This is a genomic window from Salinivibrio sp. PR6, assembly GCF_001995955.1.
Classification (GTDB): domain Bacteria; phylum Pseudomonadota; class Gammaproteobacteria; order Enterobacterales; family Vibrionaceae; genus Salinivibrio; species Salinivibrio siamensis.
Genome location: NZ_MUFA01000009.1, coordinates 41,751 through 58,707 on the forward strand (window position 1 = coordinate 41,751; position 16,957 = coordinate 58,707).

General features: G+C 48.9%; 18 protein-coding genes. 13 read left to right on the forward strand and 5 right to left on the reverse strand.

Annotation, left to right across the window (positions count from 1 at the left end):
* Positions 1-113: 113 nt before the first annotated feature.
* From BZG72_RS09520 to BZG72_RS09530, 3 genes are all read left to right on the forward strand, one after another.
* Positions 114-1,142: a FecCD family ABC transporter permease gene (locus BZG72_RS09520; RefSeq protein ID WP_274532369.1), complete on the forward strand. Its 1,029-nt coding sequence runs from the start codon at positions 114-116 to the stop codon at positions 1,140-1,142.
* 161 nt (positions 1,143-1,303) lie between these two features.
* Positions 1,304-2,254, forward strand: a complete 951-nt coding sequence (locus BZG72_RS09525; RefSeq protein WP_274532476.1) for a FecCD family ABC transporter permease — start codon at positions 1,304-1,306, stop codon at positions 2,252-2,254.
* Positions 2,254-3,048, forward strand: a complete 795-nt coding sequence (locus BZG72_RS09530) for an ABC transporter ATP-binding protein (RefSeq protein ID WP_077666636.1) — start codon at positions 2,254-2,256, stop codon at positions 3,046-3,048. The genes BZG72_RS09525 and BZG72_RS09530 overlap by 1 nt, the downstream gene beginning before the upstream one ends.
* 98 nt (positions 3,049-3,146) lie before the next feature.
* On the opposite strand, the gene BZG72_RS09535 is transcribed toward BZG72_RS09530, so the two are convergent.
* Positions 3,147-4,226, reverse strand: a complete 1,080-nt coding sequence (locus tag BZG72_RS09535; protein ID WP_077666637.1) for a 3-deoxy-7-phosphoheptulonate synthase — start codon at positions 4,224-4,226, stop codon at positions 3,147-3,149.
* 712 nt (positions 4,227-4,938) lie between these two features.
* On the opposite strand from BZG72_RS09535, the gene BZG72_RS09540 reads away from it, so the two are divergent.
* From BZG72_RS09540 to BZG72_RS09550, 3 genes are all read left to right on the forward strand, one after another.
* Positions 4,939-5,298, forward strand: a complete 360-nt coding sequence (locus tag BZG72_RS09540; protein ID WP_077666638.1) for a hypothetical protein — start codon at positions 4,939-4,941, stop codon at positions 5,296-5,298.
* Between the two features lie 120 nt (positions 5,299-5,418).
* Positions 5,419-5,838 (forward strand): hypothetical protein, encoded by a 420-nt coding sequence (locus tag BZG72_RS09545; protein WP_077666639.1) that lies wholly within the window; start codon positions 5,419-5,421, stop codon positions 5,836-5,838.
* A gap of 61 nt (positions 5,839-5,899) precedes the next feature.
* Positions 5,900-6,421 (forward strand): GNAT family N-acetyltransferase, encoded by a 522-nt coding sequence (locus BZG72_RS09550; protein ID WP_077666640.1) that lies wholly within the window; start codon positions 5,900-5,902, stop codon positions 6,419-6,421.
* A 40-nt stretch (positions 6,422-6,461) separates the two neighbouring features.
* On the opposite strand, the gene BZG72_RS09555 is transcribed toward BZG72_RS09550, so the two are convergent.
* Both BZG72_RS09555 and BZG72_RS09560 read right to left on the reverse strand, forming a co-directional pair.
* Positions 6,462-7,886, reverse strand: coding sequence for a sensor domain-containing diguanylate cyclase (locus tag BZG72_RS09555; protein WP_131828030.1), 1,425 nt, complete (start codon positions 7,884-7,886; stop codon positions 6,462-6,464).
* Positions 7,887-8,106: 220 nt separating this feature from the next.
* Positions 8,107-9,738: a glycoside hydrolase family 13 protein gene (locus BZG72_RS09560; protein ID WP_077666642.1), complete on the reverse strand. Its 1,632-nt coding sequence runs from the start codon at positions 9,736-9,738 to the stop codon at positions 8,107-8,109.
* Between the two features lie 223 nt (positions 9,739-9,961).
* Here BZG72_RS09560 and BZG72_RS09565 point away from each other — a divergent pair, with 223 nt between their 5' ends.
* The 5 genes from BZG72_RS09565 (at position 9,962) to BZG72_RS09585 (ending at position 15,200) form a co-directional block, all read left to right on the forward strand.
* Positions 9,962-10,885 carry a LysR family transcriptional regulator gene (locus BZG72_RS09565; protein ID WP_077666643.1) on the forward strand — a complete coding sequence of 308 codons (924 nt, stop codon included), beginning with the start codon at positions 9,962-9,964 and terminating at the stop codon, positions 10,883-10,885.
* Between the two features lie 221 nt (positions 10,886-11,106).
* The gene (gene zwf / locus BZG72_RS09570; RefSeq protein ID WP_046075800.1) at positions 11,107-12,609 is read left to right on the forward strand and encodes a glucose-6-phosphate dehydrogenase; all 1,503 of its coding nucleotides are present in this window, start codon (positions 11,107-11,109) and stop codon (positions 12,607-12,609) included.
* Positions 12,606-13,331: a 6-phosphogluconolactonase gene (gene pgl, locus BZG72_RS09575; protein ID WP_077579103.1), complete on the forward strand. Its 726-nt coding sequence runs from the start codon at positions 12,606-12,608 to the stop codon at positions 13,329-13,331. Before zwf ends, pgl begins: the two co-directional genes overlap by 4 nt.
* 11 nt (positions 13,332-13,342) lie before the next feature.
* Positions 13,343-14,791, forward strand: a complete 1,449-nt coding sequence (gnd, locus tag BZG72_RS09580; RefSeq protein ID WP_077666644.1) for a decarboxylating NADP(+)-dependent phosphogluconate dehydrogenase — start codon at positions 13,343-13,345, stop codon at positions 14,789-14,791.
* Between the two features lie 127 nt (positions 14,792-14,918).
* Entirely contained in the window at positions 14,919-15,200 is a 282-nt protein-coding gene (locus BZG72_RS09585; RefSeq protein ID WP_021023566.1) for a DUF134 domain-containing protein, read from the forward strand.
* Positions 15,201-15,228: 28 nt separating this feature from the next.
* Here the strand turns inward: BZG72_RS09585 and BZG72_RS09590 are convergent, their stop codons facing one another.
* Both BZG72_RS09590 and vapB read right to left on the reverse strand, forming a co-directional pair.
* Positions 15,229-15,651 (reverse strand): type II toxin-antitoxin system VapC family toxin, encoded by a 423-nt coding sequence (locus BZG72_RS09590; RefSeq protein ID WP_241832538.1) that lies wholly within the window; start codon positions 15,649-15,651, stop codon positions 15,229-15,231.
* Complete coding sequence (gene vapB / locus BZG72_RS09595) at positions 15,644-15,877, reverse strand: type II toxin-antitoxin system VapB family antitoxin (RefSeq protein WP_077666646.1); 234 nt, start codon at positions 15,875-15,877, stop codon at positions 15,644-15,646. Before vapB ends, BZG72_RS09590 begins: the two co-directional genes overlap by 8 nt.
* A gap of 164 nt (positions 15,878-16,041) precedes the next feature.
* Between vapB and BZG72_RS09600 the strand changes: the two genes are divergently transcribed.
* Positions 16,042-16,554: a NifB/NifX family molybdenum-iron cluster-binding protein gene (locus BZG72_RS09600; protein ID WP_158075462.1), complete on the forward strand. Its 513-nt coding sequence runs from the start codon at positions 16,042-16,044 to the stop codon at positions 16,552-16,554.
* Positions 16,547-16,957 carry a PaaI family thioesterase gene (locus BZG72_RS09605; RefSeq protein ID WP_077666648.1) on the forward strand — a complete coding sequence of 137 codons (411 nt, stop codon included), beginning with the start codon at positions 16,547-16,549 and terminating at the stop codon, positions 16,955-16,957. The genes BZG72_RS09600 and BZG72_RS09605 overlap by 8 nt, the downstream gene beginning before the upstream one ends.

The following is a 16,957-nucleotide window of genomic DNA, read 5'->3' on the forward strand; positions in this document are numbered from 1 at the left end:
CTGGTGAATCTTACCTAATAAGGCGACTGATAACTATTTTTATTTAATTCTGTTATCAGAAAACGGGTGTTGATATCATGCCCGACATCGTTGTGATACAAGGAGTTGCAAGCGTGTCGAAATCTCACCTCGCCTGGTTAGGGGGCGGTGTTCTCAGTGTTTGTCTTTTTTCGATGATATCAATGTCGGTTGGGGCAGGGGAGTATGGTGCAGCAGACGCTTTTGCGTACTATTTGTCTGCAATCATCCCATCCTCTTCAATGCATCCGTCAGAACATATGACAATGGTGATGGACACCCTACGCTTGCCACGCACACTGTGCGCATTGTTGGTCGGTGTTAGCTTATCATTGGCGGCGTCATTACTCCAAAGCGCGACCCGTAACCCACTGGCAGAGCCAGGCTTGCTGGGTGTGAATGCCGGCGCAGTGCTAGGGTTGGTCACCGGCTTGACTTATTTTGGCGTCGAATCTGCATTGGGATATCTCGTCTGGTCTGGATTAGGCGCGTTGGCGGGCAATGTGTTGGTCTTACTTGTTAGCCAAGTGGTGGGGAAGTCCAGTCCACTCAAGCTGATTTTGGTCGGGGTCGCGATGAATGCCACCTTTGGAGGGGTATCCAATTACCTTTTACTGTCAAACCAAGTGGTCTTAGATCAGTTTCGGTTTTGGAACCTCGGCTCGCTGGCGGCTGCGGACATGACGGCGATGATGCTGATCTCTCCCTTTATGCTCGCTGCCATCGCGTTGACATTCTTACTGGCGCGTCAGCTCACCATGATGCAGCTTGGCGAGCAACAGGCACAATCGCTTGGCATTAATACCTATTGGGTGCGAGTGGGGGTGTTACTGGCGTCTACTCTGTTTACCGCTTGCGCTATTTCTGTGGCTGGGCCGATCAGCTTTGTTGGTTTTCTAGCCGCTTATTGTGCTCGCATGGTCGAGCCCGTTCGCTTGTCTCTCCAGGTTATCTTCTCGGCGCTATTCGGTATTTGTTTTATCTTGATTGCCGATATCTTGGCGCGTTGGATCATTCAGCCTTATGAAATGCCAAGTGGCGTGTTGTTGGCAATGATAGGCGCGCCGGTGTTGATTGGTGTGGTACGACGTGGTGGGTTTCGCGCATTGCTGGCCGTTAAGTAGGAGCAAGTAGTATGGAAAAAATGGTTACTCAGGCTCGGCAAATAGCGGACGATTCATCAAGCAATCAAACGCCGCGCCACATACCAAACGGAAAATGGCTATGGCAGTTTGGTCATAACACAATGCTCATCGAACGCCGAGCGTTGTGCATAAGCATACTAATGATGCTGATCCTTGTAGCGATGAGTTTGCTGGCGGTAAGTATTGGCTCGGCCAAGCTGACGCCCTGGCTGGCGTTTAAATCCTTATTCGGCGAGTCGAGTCGCATGGCAGAAATCATGGTGTTTAACATTCGCCTGCCGCGTGTGGTTGCGGTGTTAGTTGCTGGCGCAGCGATGGGTTTGTCGGGGTGTATGATCCAAACCTTAGTGCGCAACCGGCTTGCAACCCCTGATATGGTCGGTGTCAATGAGGGGGCGACATTAGCCATCACGTTTTTTACCCTTTATATCACATTGGGAGCTTGGCCATGGTGGGCGGCTCCCTTGGGGGCAATGTTTGCTGCATTCATGTTGTATACATTGTGCCGACACCCTGGAGAGCAAGGATACCTGTTTGTGGTGATTGGTATTGGTGTTTCTGAGCTCATGCGGGCTGTGGGTGAGTTTCTGATGTCGACGGAGTCCATTGTGCATGTCAGCAGTGTATATTTTTGGACCATGGGAAACTTTGTGGGTCAGGGGTACAGTGTTAGCGTGCCGGTGGCGTGCCTATTACTATTATTGATCCCGGCCGTGATTTACTTTTCCCGCCAGTTGGATGTGCTGCGGCTGGGTCTTCCTACCGCCCAGAGCCTGGGGGTAAACATCAGCCGTGTGCAGATAGCCATTCTACTGTTAGCGATTGTGACTGCCGCGTTGGGAACCGCAATTGGTGGTCCCGTGGTGTTTATCGCCATGGCAGCGCCTATTATTGCGACTTACCTACTTAAAGGGCGTGTCGTCCCACTTTGGACAGCAGCAATACTCGGCGCGCTGCTACTTTTGGTGAGCGATACATTGGTCAGGGTCTTAGCCGATCCCCACGAAGTCGCGACAGGGATCATGACCCGTATTCTAGGTGGCATCATGCTATTTGTGTTTTTACTGCGAGATAAAGGGCAGGCAGATTAATGACAGCATTATCGATGACAGGTGTCGGGTTTTCTTATGAGAAAAAAACGATCCTCAAAGATGTTTCATTCAACTTGAGTAAAGGCAAGTTGGTGGGGATTGTTGGCCCGAATGGGGGGGGCAAATCTACCTTGCTCAAGATGATGGCTAAGCACCTCGTGCCGCAGCAAGGCGTGATTACTCTGAACGGACAACCCTTGTCGGATTATTCGATGAAAGCGCTGGCCAAAGCGCTGGCATTTCTACCCCAGCAGCCGATCAGTCCGGCTGGGATCACGGTTGAACAGCTCGTGCAGTACGGGCGACATCCTCACCAAGGTTGGTTCAATCAATGGAGTGATGAAGACGCGGTTCAAGTCAGCAACGCCATCGGTAAAATGAAATTGAATGGTTTGCTCACGCAACCCATGACAAGTTTATCGGGGGGGCAACGTCAACGGGCTTGGCTAGCAATGATTTTGGCGCAAGACACAGAGGTTATTCTGCTTGATGAGCCGACCAGCGCATTAGATATTGGCCATCAAATCGAAGTGATGGAGAGCATTCACCAAATGGTGGCGATGGGTAAAACCGTGGTGCTAGTTATCCATGACCTTGCGGCGGCGGCGCGTTACTGTGATGAACTGATCGCCATAGGTGGTCAAGGTATTGTGGCGACAGGGCCAGTGACGGATGTGATCACTGAGCCGATGATCAACAAGCTCTACAATACCCAGGTGGATATCCTCAATGCGCCTTTCGATGATGCCCCGGTCATCGTCCCACGGCGTCAAGCCGCGTATAGCATTGATTAATTTATGTTTTCACGAGTAGATTGGCGAACAATGAAAGCCAGCTGTTGAAGCTGGCAGTGGTCAATCAAACGCGCGTCTGCGGTCGTACGGCTACGCCTCTAGCATGCGTTGGCGACTAAAGGATCCGAGTGTCTTTGACGGCGAACATTAACGGCAGTGGCGAGCATGTCTAGCATGGTCTCAGTATCTTTCCAGCCGAGACAAGCATCTGTGATTGATTGCCCAAAGGTCATCTCTTTCGATATCTCTTGCCGACCTTCAACCAGGAAACTTTCCGCCATAATGGCGTTAATGCCATGATTTCCGTTGCTAATCTGACGACATAGCTCTTCGGCGACAAGCAGCTGGCGTTGGAATTGCTTCAGACTGTTGCCGTGACTACAGTCGATCATTAAGCCTGTATTTATTCCTTTGTCTTGCAGTTGTAGCAAGGCATTACTGATATCTGTTTCGCTGTAATTGGGAGTTTTACCACCTCGTAAGATTAAATGACAGTCGGGGTTACCGGTGCTGTTCACCGCATAAAGCTGTCCATCTTGACCTGTCGCGGTGTAACGATGGGAGTGGTTGCTGGCAATAATGGCATCCATCGCCACACCAATATTTCCGTCAGTGCCATTTTTAAACCCGATTGGACAAGGGAGTCCAGAGCTTTGCTGACGATGGGGTTGAGATTCCGTCGTTCTCGCGCCAATGGCGCCCCAGCTCATTAAATCAGCGAGATAAGTAAAGCTGGTGGTATCGAGAAACTCCGTCGCAGTTGGTAGCCCCAGCGCATTGATATCAACCAGCAACGCTCTAGCTTGCTGAAGCCCCTTGCCAATTTTATCGCTGCCATCCAAATCGGGATCAAACAGTAATCCTTTCCAACCAACAGAGGTCCGTGGCTTTTCAAAGTAGGTTCGCATCACTACAACCAATTGATCCTGGTAGCGCTCGGCATAACGAGCCAGTAGCTTGGCGTACTCTAGCGCTGCCGCTGGATCATGAATTGAGCAAGGGCCGATAACGACCAACAAACGATCATCGCGACCATGTAAAACCTCTCTTATTGTACGTCGAGAGTGATCAATGTGTTCGCTTAGTGTGTCTGGGCAGGGGATGTCGGTTGCAAGTGCAGCCGGTTTAGGCAGTGCCTGCCACGAATGGGCGCGGATCACTGAAGGGTCAATAGCCATTATTTGTTCCTTGTTTGTCATCATGAGATGACACCACTCTTGTGCTTCAAAGCGCCATTACAGACTAATGGGTAAATAATCTATATTGTTATAATTATCATCAAGATATGCTTACCGCGCTCGCGGTCTCAAACAAGTGTTACTGATGAAATGATATCTATTCGCGTTTGATTATACACAAACTCATCAGTGATAAAAGAGCAAATATTTGCCTCAGCGATGTTGCTTTCCTACATTATCCTACAGCGCTGAAGTGCCCCTTTTCTTGGCAACTCTTCGCTCTAAAGCGAAAAATGCAATTCATAACAGTCAGTCGGGGATTCAACCGCGAAGTGCAACACTCTCGTTTGCAGCTAATGATAATTTTGACATTTATTGTGAGGAGTGTGTTCCGTTTTGATGGTTTTTCTAGCAATGAATAGGCTGTGGTATTAGCCTTTTTATTTCTCTAGCGAAAGCAGGTGCGTGATAATTTTGATTCTAAGCCTCACTAGTATCAAGGCCTTCAGGGTATTTCACTAACTAGCGCACCTTTCATTTCTTTATACTTTAAGCTGTCTTTTATTGGTGTTGGCTCAGGTTCTCACGTTGACAGTATTTTTACTTGGAGGTATATTTCTATGCGCATAAATTCAGTGATTTATGCTTATAAATGAACGCTTCAGCCCAATGTCGTTCAATTTTTATAATACGTCTTTAGGATCTAAATAGAATGAACAAAAAAAGTCTGTGTGAAAAAGGGTGTTTTTTGTTGGTGGTGAGCCTGTTTGCTAACGCTTCATATGCGCAAGAATGGTTAGAGGGTGTTTATATCAATCAAGAAAAAGACTCTCTTATAGAAGAGGTGGTCTTCTGCAAAGATGGTAAAGCATATGCAGGTATGTCACCTCGAAACTATGAAATGACGACTAAGAACGATGAAAGATTCGTTGTTCTGAAGTCAAATGGTGTGTTCACTTTTAAAGTATCTGATGACAGTAAAGAGTTGTTCCCTGTCGATAGTTTCACCAAAAACTGGTTTACAGAAAAAACACTTCTTCTAGATAGTGATCGAAAAGACACTTGTAGATAGTAAAGGTTATCTTCCACGAGCCATACCAAAATATACAACCAGATCAAACACTTTGACTAGACTGTTTTTACTTATGATAACCTTTTCGACTAAATACTTTGCTTTATTATAGGAAATATAATGACTAATGAAATTACTGAGAGTCCGATTAAAGTGGTTCAGTTCTCGCGTAAGAATTTTATCGCGCAGGTAGTGATAGGTGGACTGATGATTGCTGCAGGTATAGCCTTAAATGTCTTTGTCGCAGCTTTGGGTGGTTTGTCATTTATCTTAATGTCAGTTGCCAATAATAGCATCGATCATTTAAGGTTTTATCAAGATCGTATGGAAATAAAGCTATTAGCTCTTCGCTCTAGAGATACAATTTTTAACAAAGATATATCGGATGTGCAAGTAGAGTCCAATGTTGTGATCTTGACCGTTAAAGAGGGCGAAAAGCAAAAGACAAATAAAATCCCCTTAGGTTATTTTTCCGAAGAGGATAAAAAAGAAATAGTCGCTTACTGCGAAGGTATAAAAAATGATGCTTTACGGGGTTAATGCCTCTCGTGCACTTTGCTCGTCAACGACAGATATTATGCATTATTAATAATGGTGAAACATGAAAATCCACCCAGAAATCGAAGTATCGAACGCGCAGCATGAGGCTATTGAAGCGCTTAGAAACAAGGCATTTCCTGATCACCAGGTTTCCCGTTCCTACCATAAGCAGCTTTTGCATATGCGGGCTTTGCAGTACCACGACAATCAACTGATTGATTATATGGGGCTGGATTATAGGGTCGTGAATGTCGGTGGTGAGGTATACAAAGTGTTAGGCGTGAGTGATTTTTGCATCGACAGCGCTTGGCAAAGAAAAGGGATTGGCTCGGGTATGCTGGCGCAACTGACTGACTATGCGCGAGATAAAGATGTTGATTTCATTATTCTTATTTCTGAGCTGCACGATTTTTATGTGGCCAATGGCTTTCAGCTTGTCGAGTCACATGCCTCTTGGCTACGCATCCATGAACATACGAATTATGGCGTTGCGGTCGAGTATGTTGATGAATTGTACGTTAAACCGATGAAAGATAAATCATGGCCTGCAGGGCATATGGATTGGCTTGGGTATAGGTATTAATGCCATAGGTATAAGTAGCTTATGCCGCGTAAGAGGGGGGTTAGTCGTTTTTTGTGTTGTGTGCTGGGCGTTGCTCAAATCCCACCTGATCACGTCCATTGTTCTTCGCCCAATATAGGTGTTGATCCGCCAAGTGGACAAGATAGTCAGGCGAGATGTCTGGCGTACACTCAATGGTCGCAACCCCCAAACTAGCGGTAACATGACGAGCGGCGTTGGATCTGCCGTGGGGAATACCGAGTGCTGCGATCGACGCTTTAATCGTCATCGCAATCGATACGGCGTCTGCATGCTGGGTTTCCGGTAAAATACAACTAAATTCCTCGCCACCATATCTCGCGGCCAAATCTTGTGGACGCTTGAGGCTTTGTTGAATCACCTCGCCAACTGCCTTTAGGCATCTATCGCCTGCCAAGTGACCATAGGTGTCATTGAAGTGCTTAAAGTAATCTAAATCGATCATGATCAGCGACATAGAGGCGTTTATCCGCTTGAGCCTTTGATATTCGCCGTCGAGCACGTTATCAAAGCGGCGGCGGTTCGCTAAGCCAGTGAGGGCATCGGTAATACTCAGCGTTTCAAGCTTGTCACGAGCAATTTTGAGCTCGGAAAGGTAGTTTAATTGATCCCAATAGGTGCGAAGTGTAAATAAGGCGAGTAACCACAACACAATCAGCGCTCCCACAGCGACTCTCACCTGATGACGCCAATCTGCCTGCCAATGCTGGTCTGCTTCCCCGACTACGGCATAAAAGGGGAGCCCCTCGACTTTACGAATACTGAATAAACGTGGCACGCCATCTATCGGCGAGGTGGCGCGAAAGCTCTTGTCGGTTTGTCCGGATGTGATAAAAGCCTCAACGATAGGATCATCAATGAGTTTACCCAAGGTTTCCGGCTTAGCGGGCTTTCTTGCCAATAATCGAAGGTTTTTGTCAGTGATAGCGACCACATCCAGGGGATCTATGGAAATATGCTCGACCCATTTAGAGAAAAAGGTGAGATCAACGCCCACCGCGGCAAACCCTTTGAAGCCTGGCTGCTCGGGCAAAAGCTCACGCGTCTGTGTGATGTTAAGTGGGCCGGTCGTACTTTTAAACGCGTTGGAGACAAATGTATCTCGATCAGGGAAGTCGCGTAGTGCTCGGCAATAGTCTCGGTGACTTCCATCCCACCCTAGTTCGTCACTATTCGCATGGGTAATGATACAGTTTTGATCAAAAAGACCGGCGAGAATGACATTAGGGACGGTGTTCATTTTGGAGACAACAAGCTCTGTTAGTTGCTGATGTGCTTGCAAATCTTTGGGCGGATAGACGAGATCCTCAGGCTCAACATGCCCTAGTATATCTCTTAATAAATAGTCGGTGATTTGAAATGAGCCTTCGATCCATTCGGCGATCAAAAAACTCACGCCTTCGACGCGCCCACGGGCTTTATCTTCTTCTTGTTGTAACGAGCGCATTAAGCCCATTGTTGCGACTGCACCGAGAAGCAAGCAAAAAACCACACAAAAAATCAGACTGCTCTTTCGGTTGGACACTAATCACACTGCTCCTTTGTTCACAAATTTAACTATAGGAGCCGCTACTTCGGTTGTCGACAAGGCTGAATAGACGCGCGCCTGCAGCTGTCGGCAGGCGCGATCGTAGCGTCTTGATGTGATTGGTAGACTGGGCGCTCTTTTATTGCATCACCGCGAACGACTCATAAGGGGCCAGTTTGTAGGTAGTGCTTAACTGTTTAACCGGATCCATGTTGTAGCTAAGGCAGGTTAATGCCTTATCGTGCCAGTGTGCGGGGAGGGTGATGGTTTGTTTTTGCTCGCTAAAGTTACTGACCACGAGAATACGGTGGGTATCGTCGAAGCGCTCGTAGGCGATCACGTTAGGGTGTGATTCTTCCACAGGCGCAAACTGGCTATGTGCAATCACTGGGTATTGCTTGCGGAGCTTGATCAATTGACGGTAGTGATAAAGCACGGAGCCGCTATTTTCTGTCGCCCGTGCCACATTGATGGTGGTGAAGTTAGGATTAACCGGTAACCATGGCGTCCCTTGGGTAAAGCCTGCCTGCGGCGCGTTCTCCCATTGCATCGGGGTGCGGGCGTTATCGCGACTGTTTTGGTATACCGCCTCCATCATGGTGTCGGGATCGACACCTTCCGCGACGCGTAAATCGTAAAAATTGCGGGTTTCGATGTCTTGATAATCGTCGATAGACGGAAAGGCGACATTGGTCATCGCAATCTCTTCCCCTTGATAGATATACGGTGTGCCCTTCATCAAGTGCAAAGTGGTGGCGAGCATTTTTGCCGAGCGGGTCCGATATTGGCCGTCGTGACCAAACTTGGACACCGCGCGAGGCAAATCATGGTTGTTCCAAAATAGTGAGTTCCAACCGCTATCGGCCAGCGCTTGTTGCCATTTGAACAGTACCTGTTTAAGGACGACGACATCCAGCGGCACGGGCTGCCATTTATCGCCGTCTTTCCAGGTAGCGGTAATGTGTTCAAATTGGAACACCATGGAGAGTTCATTGCGTTCCGGTGCGCTGTAAAGCTTGGCAATCTCGGGCGTTGCGCCCCATGTTTCGCCGACGGTAAGCAAGTCTTTGCCGCCAAATGTGGCTCGATTCATGGCCTGTAGCAGTGGGTGAAGGCGCGGGCCATTGCCAGTGATGCCTTTATCGATTTCTTTGCCAATTAAATCAATCACATCAAGGCGGAATCCGCCAATGCCTTTGTCAATCCACCAGTTCATCATTTTATGCACGGCGTCATGGACGGCGGGATTTTCCCAGTTCAGATCGGGCTGACGTTTGGAGAACAAGTGAAAGTAATACTGCTCGGTGTTTGGCTCCCATTGCCATGCGCTGCCACCAAAAATTGAGCCTTGATCATCGGGGGCACTGCCATCGGGTTTGGCATCGCGCCAAATGTAAAAGTCGCGATAAGGACTGTTTTTGTCCTTGAGCGCTGCTTGGAACCAAGGGTGTTCGTCGGAGGTGTGGTTGACCACCAAATCCATCACGATTTTGATGCCAAGCGCGCCGGCTTTATCAATCAAGCGCGTCATGTCTTCCATGGTGCCAAATTCAGGCGCGATCGCGCAGTAATCGGAAATGTCGTAGCCATTGTCATCCATCGGCGATTGGTACACCGGCGATAGCCATAACACATTGACGCCGAGCCAATGTAAGTAATCGAGTTTCTCGATAATTCCGTTAAGATCACCAATGCCATCACCATTGGTGTCGTAAAAACTGCGTGGGTAGATTTGATAAACAACGGCATCATGCCACCAAGCGTTCTGCATACCGATTACCTCTTATCGACAATGAAAATCCTCAAAGCCTCAGCTTGAGATGTGGCAAATAGCCTAGCGCGCGAGCAGTGCCAAGAAAAATAGGCGTGACGCTTATTGATATAACCTATTGGCTATAGGTCAGGTGACAATAGATTAAAAATCGGCGGTATCATTGAATCGTGTATCCCTATTAGGCTATAAAGTAAGCCGCTAAATTGTGAGTGAGTGCGGTATGGATGTAGAAAAAGTTGCTGGCTACTTTATTGCAGTGGTTGAGGCGGGTGGTATTAAAGCGGCTGCGTTGCAGTTAGGGATCAGCCAACCTTCATTGACGGCACAGATCCAAAAGCTGGAGCAACGTCTCGCATGTCAGTTATTGGTCCGTCATCCTCGTGGCGTCAGTATGACAGCCGCAGGAGAGCTTTATTATCAGCATGCCACGGCACTGCACGCCGAGCGGCAAAGGCTTCATGCCCAGCTTCATGCTTTGCAAGCGCGTGAAGCGGGACAAATAAAGCTTGGCACTGGGGAGGCGTGGTGGCCCTTGTTTGTCAAACCGGCAGTGCTTGAGTATCAAGCGGATCGTCAGTGTGCCGTCCATATTGAATTCGGTAACCGTTTGGCATTAATGGCGTCGCTACTCAGTGGCGATGTGGATGTATTTATCGGTCATGAAATTGACGATTTGGTTGCGAGCCAGCAAGTGCGCTTTATGCCGTTGTTTCAGGATACGGAAAGCTATTATGTGGCTGATAACCATCCGCTACTCACAGACACATCCGCCAGCATCGACTCTCAGCGCCTGAGTGATTGGCCTTTGATGCGTGTCACGCCTGATCATGCCCGGCATGCGCATTTGCTGGCGAACCCCATCAGCCCAACGACGCACGTCAACCAAGTGGTGTTTGATGTTGATGCCCTCAGTCCCGGTATTGACTTATTACACGACACTCAGTCGGTGATGCCCTATACCAGTCGAGCACAGATGTATCTGGCGAGTCAGGGGGTAAAAGTGTTGGGTGTTCACCCGAGTAAGAGAGGTAACGTCGGTTTATATACCTTGCGCAATGAGCGGCATGAGAAAGTCGACGCGCTGATCCAGCAGCTGTGTGAGGCGGCCCATCAGATGGACACTTCGCCATGTCATACCAGTTAGGGTAAAGCTTATTGGTTAAGAAAGTGCTAGACTAAGTCGCCTTTGTCGCACACTGTCTGTGTCGTGCTGGCTGCGAATGTAGGGATTAGCTAGCCGATTCAGGGTGTTCCAGTGGTGACATCGATGAAATCAATAGGTAGCGCCAATTACCAATTTGGCCTTAGCGCTGCTAATTTGTGGCGCAAATCACATGCAGTACCTTTATTATCAAAGGAAAGATGATGGTAATTCCAGAAAACAGCAGTATTGTTATTTTTGGTGCATCTGGCGATCTGACCTTCCGTAAGCTGATCCCAGCCCTGTACCACTTATATGCGAACAAACAGCTGCCTGCGTCTTTCGCGATTCTAGGCGCAAGCCGCACCTTCTACAGTGACGAGTCATTTCGCGATAAACTACGTCACTCCATGCAAGAGCTTGAAGAGACCGATCCTGCCACGCTCGACGCCTTTATGGCGCATGTTCACTATCAATCATTTAATATCTCTGACACCAACGAATATGGTGCGTTGACAAGCCGCTTGGATGCGCTTTCTGACCAATATGGCTTTACTCAGCGCAATACGCTTTTCTACCTCGCGACTCCACCGAAGCTGTATAACTTTATTCCTGCCTGCCTGGCAGCGCATGGCCTCAATGATGAGAGCAACGGCTGGAAACGTTTGGTGGTTGAAAAGCCGTTTGGCTATGATCTTGCCTCCGCGCGTCAGTTAGACAAAGACATTCATGCTTATTTTGCCGAGCATCAGATCTATCGCATTGATCATTACTTAGGTAAAGAAACGGTGCAAAACCTACTGGTTTTCCGTTTTTCTAATGCGATGTTTGAACCGCTTTGGAACCGTAACTTCATTGACTATGTAGAAATTACGGGGGCTGAAAACCTTGGGGTAGAAGGCCGCGGTGGTTACTACGATCAGTCTGGTGCGGTGCGCGACATGTTCCAAAATCACTTGTTGCAAGTGTTATCGCTCGTGGCGATGGAGCCTCCGGCGCAAATCAATGCTGACGCCATGCGTGATGAAGTATTCAAAGCGTTGCAGTCACTCGAGCCGCTCTCTGAAGACGACTTACACAATAACCTAGTGCTAGGTCAGTACACCGAATCTCACGTGGGTGGTAAGCCACTGCCTAGTTATCGTGATGAGCCAGGTGTGGCGGAAGACTCGCGTACTGAGACCTATGTTGGCCTGAAGATGTTTATCAACAACTGGCGTTGGAATGGGGTGCCGTTTTATGTGCGCACCGGTAAACGCTTGCCAACACGCGTGACCGAAGTGGTGATCCACTTTAAACAAACTCCGCATCCTGTATTTGGTAAAAATGCCCCTGAGAACCGTTTGGTGATCCGCATTCAGCCCGACGAAGGCATCCAAATGAGCTTTGGTCTTAAAGAGCCAGGTGCCGGCTTTAACGCGAAAGCGGTCAATATGGATTTCCATTATACGTCGCTGGAAGAAACCCAGATGCTGACCGCCTATGAACGTTTGTTGCTAGATGCCCTCAAAGGCGATGCGACCTTGTTTGCTCGCAGTGATGCGGTCGAAGCTTGCTGGCAGTTTGTTGAGCCTATTCTGCAGTACAAAGAAAATGACAAAGCCTTGTTTGGCTATGCCTGCGGAACATGGGGACCGAAAGAAGCGGATCAGTTGCTGGAGCGTGATGGCCATGCTTGGCGCTTTCCCTGCAAAAACCTGACTGACACGGAATACTGCGAATTATGATAAATGCCCGAATTTTTGATGATGCCGACGCGGTGGTCAATCACTTAGCCGACGCGATGCAAGCGCTCAGCGCGCAAGATCGTGCCGTGCACATTTCGCTTTCTGGCGGCAGCACGCCCAAAATGCTGTTTAAGCGTTTAGCCAGTGATGACTACGCCAATGCGATTCAGTGGCAAAACCTGCATTTTTGGTGGGGCGATGAGCGCTGTGTGGCACCGGATGATGCCGAGAGTAACTTCGGCGAAGCCAATAAGCTGCTATTTAGCCACATTCGCATCCCGGAAGAGAACATTCACCGCATCCGTGGTGAAGACGATCCGGACGTGGAAGCGGCCCGCTTTAGTGCCGAAATGCAAGCCTTGATCCCAAGCGAAAACGGCACGCCTGTGTTTGATTGGATTTTGCTGGGCGTCGGTGGCGATGGCCATACGGCCTCGCTGTTCCCGCACGATCCTCAGTATGACAATACCGCGCTCGCGCTGGTGGCTTCGCATCCTGAATCGGGGCAAAAGCGTGTATCAAAAACCGCCCGTGTTTTGCGTGCGGCGAAGAAAATCAGTTATCTGGTGTTGGGTGAAGGTAAGCAAGCGATCGTGCATGAGATCGCCACACACGAGCCTACCCAACTGCCATATCCTGCCGCCAATATCCGTAGTGCCAAAGGCACCACGGAATGGGTACTCGATGCCGCGGCAGCAAAAAAATTACCAGAACAGAATTAATGGAGAGCACGATGAAAGGTGATATCGGCGTAATTGGTTTGGCGGTCATGGGCCAAAACCTGATCCTCAACATGAACGACAACGGCTTTAAAGTGGTGGCGCATAACCGTACCGCGGCCAAAGTCGATGAATTTCTGGAAGGCCCAGCGAAGGGCACCAACATTGTTGGCGCTTACTCGTTAGAAGAGCTGGTTGAGAAGCTCGAAAAACCACGCAAAGTGATGCTGATGGTTCGTGCAGGCACCGTTGTAGATACCTTTATCGACAAACTGACGCCACTGCTTGATGAAGGCGACATCATTATTGATGGCGGTAATACCAACTACCCAGATACCAACCGTCGCGTGGCAGCACTGCGTGAAAAAGGCATTCACTTTATCGGTGCCGGTGTCTCCGGCGGTGAAGAAGGAGCCCGTTTTGGACCATCTATCATGCCGGGTGGCTCTGAAGAAGCATGGCCAGCGGTTAAACCTATCTTCCAAGGTATCGCCGCGAAAACCGACGCCGGTGAACCATGCTGTGATTGGGTTGGACGTGATGGCGCCGGCCACTTTGTGAAAATGGTGCACAACGGTATCGAGTATGGCGACATGCAGCTGATCACCGAAGCGTACCAGTTCATGAAAGACGGCCTTGGCATGAGCCATGACGAGATGCAGCAGGTGTTTACCGACTGGAATAAAACCGAGCTGGATAGCTATTTAATTGAAATCACCGCAGACATTTTGGGCTATAAAGACCAAGACGGTGAGCCATTGGTTGAGAAAATTCTCGACACTGCAGGCCAAAAAGGCACCGGTAAATGGACCGGCATCAACGCGCTGGATCTTGGCATTCCGCTCACTCTGATTTCTGAGTCCGTGTTCTCTCGTTGCCTGTCGGCACTTAAAGATCAGCGTGTCGCAGCAGAGAAGCTGTTTGAAAAACACATCCAGCCGGTTGAAGGCGATAAAGCCGAGTGGGTTGATGCGCTGCGTCAAGCGCTGCTGGCGTCAAAAATTATCTCTTACGCGCAAGGTTTTATGCTGATGCGTGAAGCGTCTAACGAGAATGGCTGGGATCTTAACTACGGTAACGTCGCACTGATGTGGCGCGGTGGCTGTATTATCCGTTCGGCCTTCTTGGGTAACATCCGTGATGCGTTTGATAAGGATCCTAACTTGGCCTTCTTGGGCTCAGATGCGTACTTTAAAGGGATCTTGGATAACTGCTTGGCAGCATGGCGTAAAGTGGCGGCGAAATCGATGGAAACCGGTATCCCCATGCCATGTACCACCTCAGCGCTGACTTTCTTGGATGGTTACACCACGGCACGCTTGCCCGCGAACTTGCTGCAAGCACAGCGTGACTACTTCGGCGCGCACACCTATGAGCGTCTTGATCAGCCGCGCGGTGAGTTCTTCCACACCAACTGGACAGGCACCGGCGGTAACACCGCCTCGACCACATACGACGTGTAACCTACGGCTTGTAACGTGACAGACTAAGTCACTGTCCATAGCAATAAATAGAAAAGGGATGCTCTGGCATCCCTTTTTGTTGGCATAAGCAAAAAACTCACTTAGCATAGGCAAAAAAGGAGACCCTATGCCGCGTCCTAAAATGCCCCGCCGTATCTGCGGGAAACCCCATACCAACTGTTTTAAACCCAACGCCATTCCACTCAGTGAGCTAGAGACAGTGACCATTGGTTTGGATGAGTTCGAAGCCATGCGTCTTGTTGATCATCAGGGTATGCAGCAACTGCAAGCGGCGGAAGTCATGGGCGTATCTCGTCAAACGTTAGCCAACCTAGTCAAACGCGCCCGCGCCAAAACCACCGCCTGCCTCGTAGAAGGCAAAGCCTTGGTGTTTGAGTCAGAAGAGTAGTTCGACATGAGCTGTCGTTACTTCGGCTCTATTGAGCCCAATCTTCAAGTTTTAGCCCTTCAACACGCTCAAACTCCCTCGTATTGTTTGTGACTAGTACACAACCAGTCGCAATGGCGTGACCGGCAATCGCTGTGTCGTTTCCACCAATAGGAGTACCTTTATTCATTAGGTTTCGCTTAACTGCAGTTGTCGCGTCAACAGCGGCTTTATCCCAAGGTAAAATCTCATCGATTCGCTGAAGAAAAGCATCAACAAGCATCGCATGTTTTGGTGATGCCTTTTTTCCTAACAACCCATATTGCATCTCTTGATAGGTAACGGCTGAGATAACAATGCGATGTTGATTGCCGACAACAGTGTGAAGCTTTTTCAACACCGCTTTGGGCTGTTCTCTCATAATGAATGAACAAATACATGTATCAAGCATGTAGTTGATTTTATTAGTCAAAGCTGAACCGTCCTTCGTCTTTGATCAGTTCCTCGCGATGGGTCATGAAGTCACTATCAGCCTTTTCTATCTCGCTAAATGATAGCCAACTTGGTCGAGCTGGGCGTAAGGTGATGACATCTCCCTCTTTATGAATTTCAAGCTCATTAACGCCGTCAAACTCAAAATCCTTTGGCAAGCGTACCGCTTGGTTCTTGCCATTTTTAAAAATGGATATTGTTCTCATAGGGCCCTCGGCAGGTGTGTGCTTAATCTCTTTTCAGTATACTTTTTGTGCGGCATATGTCAAGCATATGCAATACTCTTTGCCTCTTTTAGTCTCATTTGTTGCATATGCAATAAATGAGGTGTATTTTAGCATATGCTATTTATATAAAGAGAAAACGGAAGATGACAATTGCCATTGCGATGAATCAAGACTGCCCTGCGGGACACTTTATGAAGGCCGAGCACTTTGCGCTGTTTGACGACGATGGCCAAGCACTCGTTCAGTTCGCCAACCCACGTGTAACAGAAGGTTGCGGTGCCAAAAACGCCTTGATAGCGATGCTGAAAGCTAACCAAGTAACACGTGTGGTGACTCGTCATATTGGCGAGCATGCGTTAGCGGGATTACTTGATGCTGGCTTACATGTTTATCAGTTAACTAATGGTCGCCTAAATCCCACCCAGTGGTTGTCGCCTGCGTACTGGCAACCGCTTACGGATGCCAGTCAAGGACGGCCGGCGTTGCAGCGAATGAAGCAGCAAAAACCACAAAAACAGAACGCCGCTTGTCACTCAGAGCGCGGGAAAGGTTGTGGCGCGCAAGGCCGTAGTTTAGGTCATCAACATCGAGGGTGTGGTAAGGGGCAAGGTAAAGGCGGTCGCGCTAGTGGAAAGGGTTGCGGTTGCCATGAGTGAATTACGTGTGATGCCGCCACGCTCGCATCATCAGTGTGTGGCTTGCAGTGACAACGGGCTGTTTAATCTTAGATTTTACCAAGACGATGAAACTGCAGTGAGCGCAAAAGTATGGTTAGAAAGCACTTGGCAGGGGTATCAAGATCAGCTGCACGGTGGGGTGATTGCCACGCTTTTAGATGCGGCGTTGACCCATTGTACCTTTTTGTTTGCCCCGCAAAGTGTGACAGCGTCACTTAATATTCGCTACCACCATCCGGTGCCTGTTGCGGTTGAGGCTGAGGTACGTGCCTGGTGTGTGAAAACGAAACACGGCATGAGTCGGTTGGAGGCAACGCTGACCGTTGCTGGCACTGTGTGTGCCAGTGCAACGGCAAGCTTTATGCAAACACGCGCGTCGTAA

Excerpts from the sequence above, each read along its gene's own strand:
- BZG72_RS09555 (WP_131828030.1), bottom strand. The coding sequence starts at position 7,886 with ATGCGCTCGTTACAACAAGAAGAAGATAAAGCCCGTGGGCGCGTCGAA.
- BZG72_RS09600 (WP_158075462.1), top strand. The coding sequence starts at position 16,042 with ATGACAATTGCCATTGCGATGAATCAAGACTGCCCTGCGGGACACTTT.
- vapB (WP_077666646.1), bottom strand. The coding sequence starts at position 15,877 with ATGAGAACAATATCCATTTTTAAAAATGGCAAGAACCAAGCGGTACGC.
- BZG72_RS09565 (WP_077666643.1), top strand. The coding sequence starts at position 9,962 with ATGGATGTAGAAAAAGTTGCTGGCTACTTTATTGCAGTGGTTGAGGCG.
- BZG72_RS09550 (WP_077666640.1), top strand. The coding sequence starts at position 5,900 with ATGAAAATCCACCCAGAAATCGAAGTATCGAACGCGCAGCATGAGGCT.
- BZG72_RS09560 (WP_077666642.1), bottom strand. The coding sequence starts at position 9,738 with ATGCAGAACGCTTGGTGGCATGATGCCGTTGTTTATCAAATCTACCCA.
- BZG72_RS09525 (WP_274532476.1), top strand. The coding sequence starts at position 1,304 with ATGATGCTGATCCTTGTAGCGATGAGTTTGCTGGCGGTAAGTATTGGC.
- BZG72_RS09535 (WP_077666637.1), bottom strand. The coding sequence starts at position 4,226 with ATGGCTATTGACCCTTCAGTGATCCGCGCCCATTCGTGGCAGGCACTG.
- BZG72_RS09530 (WP_077666636.1), top strand. The coding sequence starts at position 2,254 with ATGACAGCATTATCGATGACAGGTGTCGGGTTTTCTTATGAGAAAAAA.
- BZG72_RS09585 (WP_021023566.1), top strand. The coding sequence starts at position 14,919 with ATGCCGCGTCCTAAAATGCCCCGCCGTATCTGCGGGAAACCCCATACC.
- BZG72_RS09540 (WP_077666638.1), top strand. The coding sequence starts at position 4,939 with ATGAACAAAAAAAGTCTGTGTGAAAAAGGGTGTTTTTTGTTGGTGGTG.
- BZG72_RS09545 (WP_077666639.1), top strand. The coding sequence starts at position 5,419 with ATGACTAATGAAATTACTGAGAGTCCGATTAAAGTGGTTCAGTTCTCG.
- BZG72_RS09605 (WP_077666648.1), top strand. The coding sequence starts at position 16,547 with ATGAGTGAATTACGTGTGATGCCGCCACGCTCGCATCATCAGTGTGTG.
- gnd (WP_077666644.1), top strand. The coding sequence starts at position 13,343 with ATGAAAGGTGATATCGGCGTAATTGGTTTGGCGGTCATGGGCCAAAAC.
- zwf (WP_046075800.1), top strand. The coding sequence starts at position 11,107 with ATGGTAATTCCAGAAAACAGCAGTATTGTTATTTTTGGTGCATCTGGC.
- pgl (WP_077579103.1), top strand. The coding sequence starts at position 12,606 with ATGATAAATGCCCGAATTTTTGATGATGCCGACGCGGTGGTCAATCAC.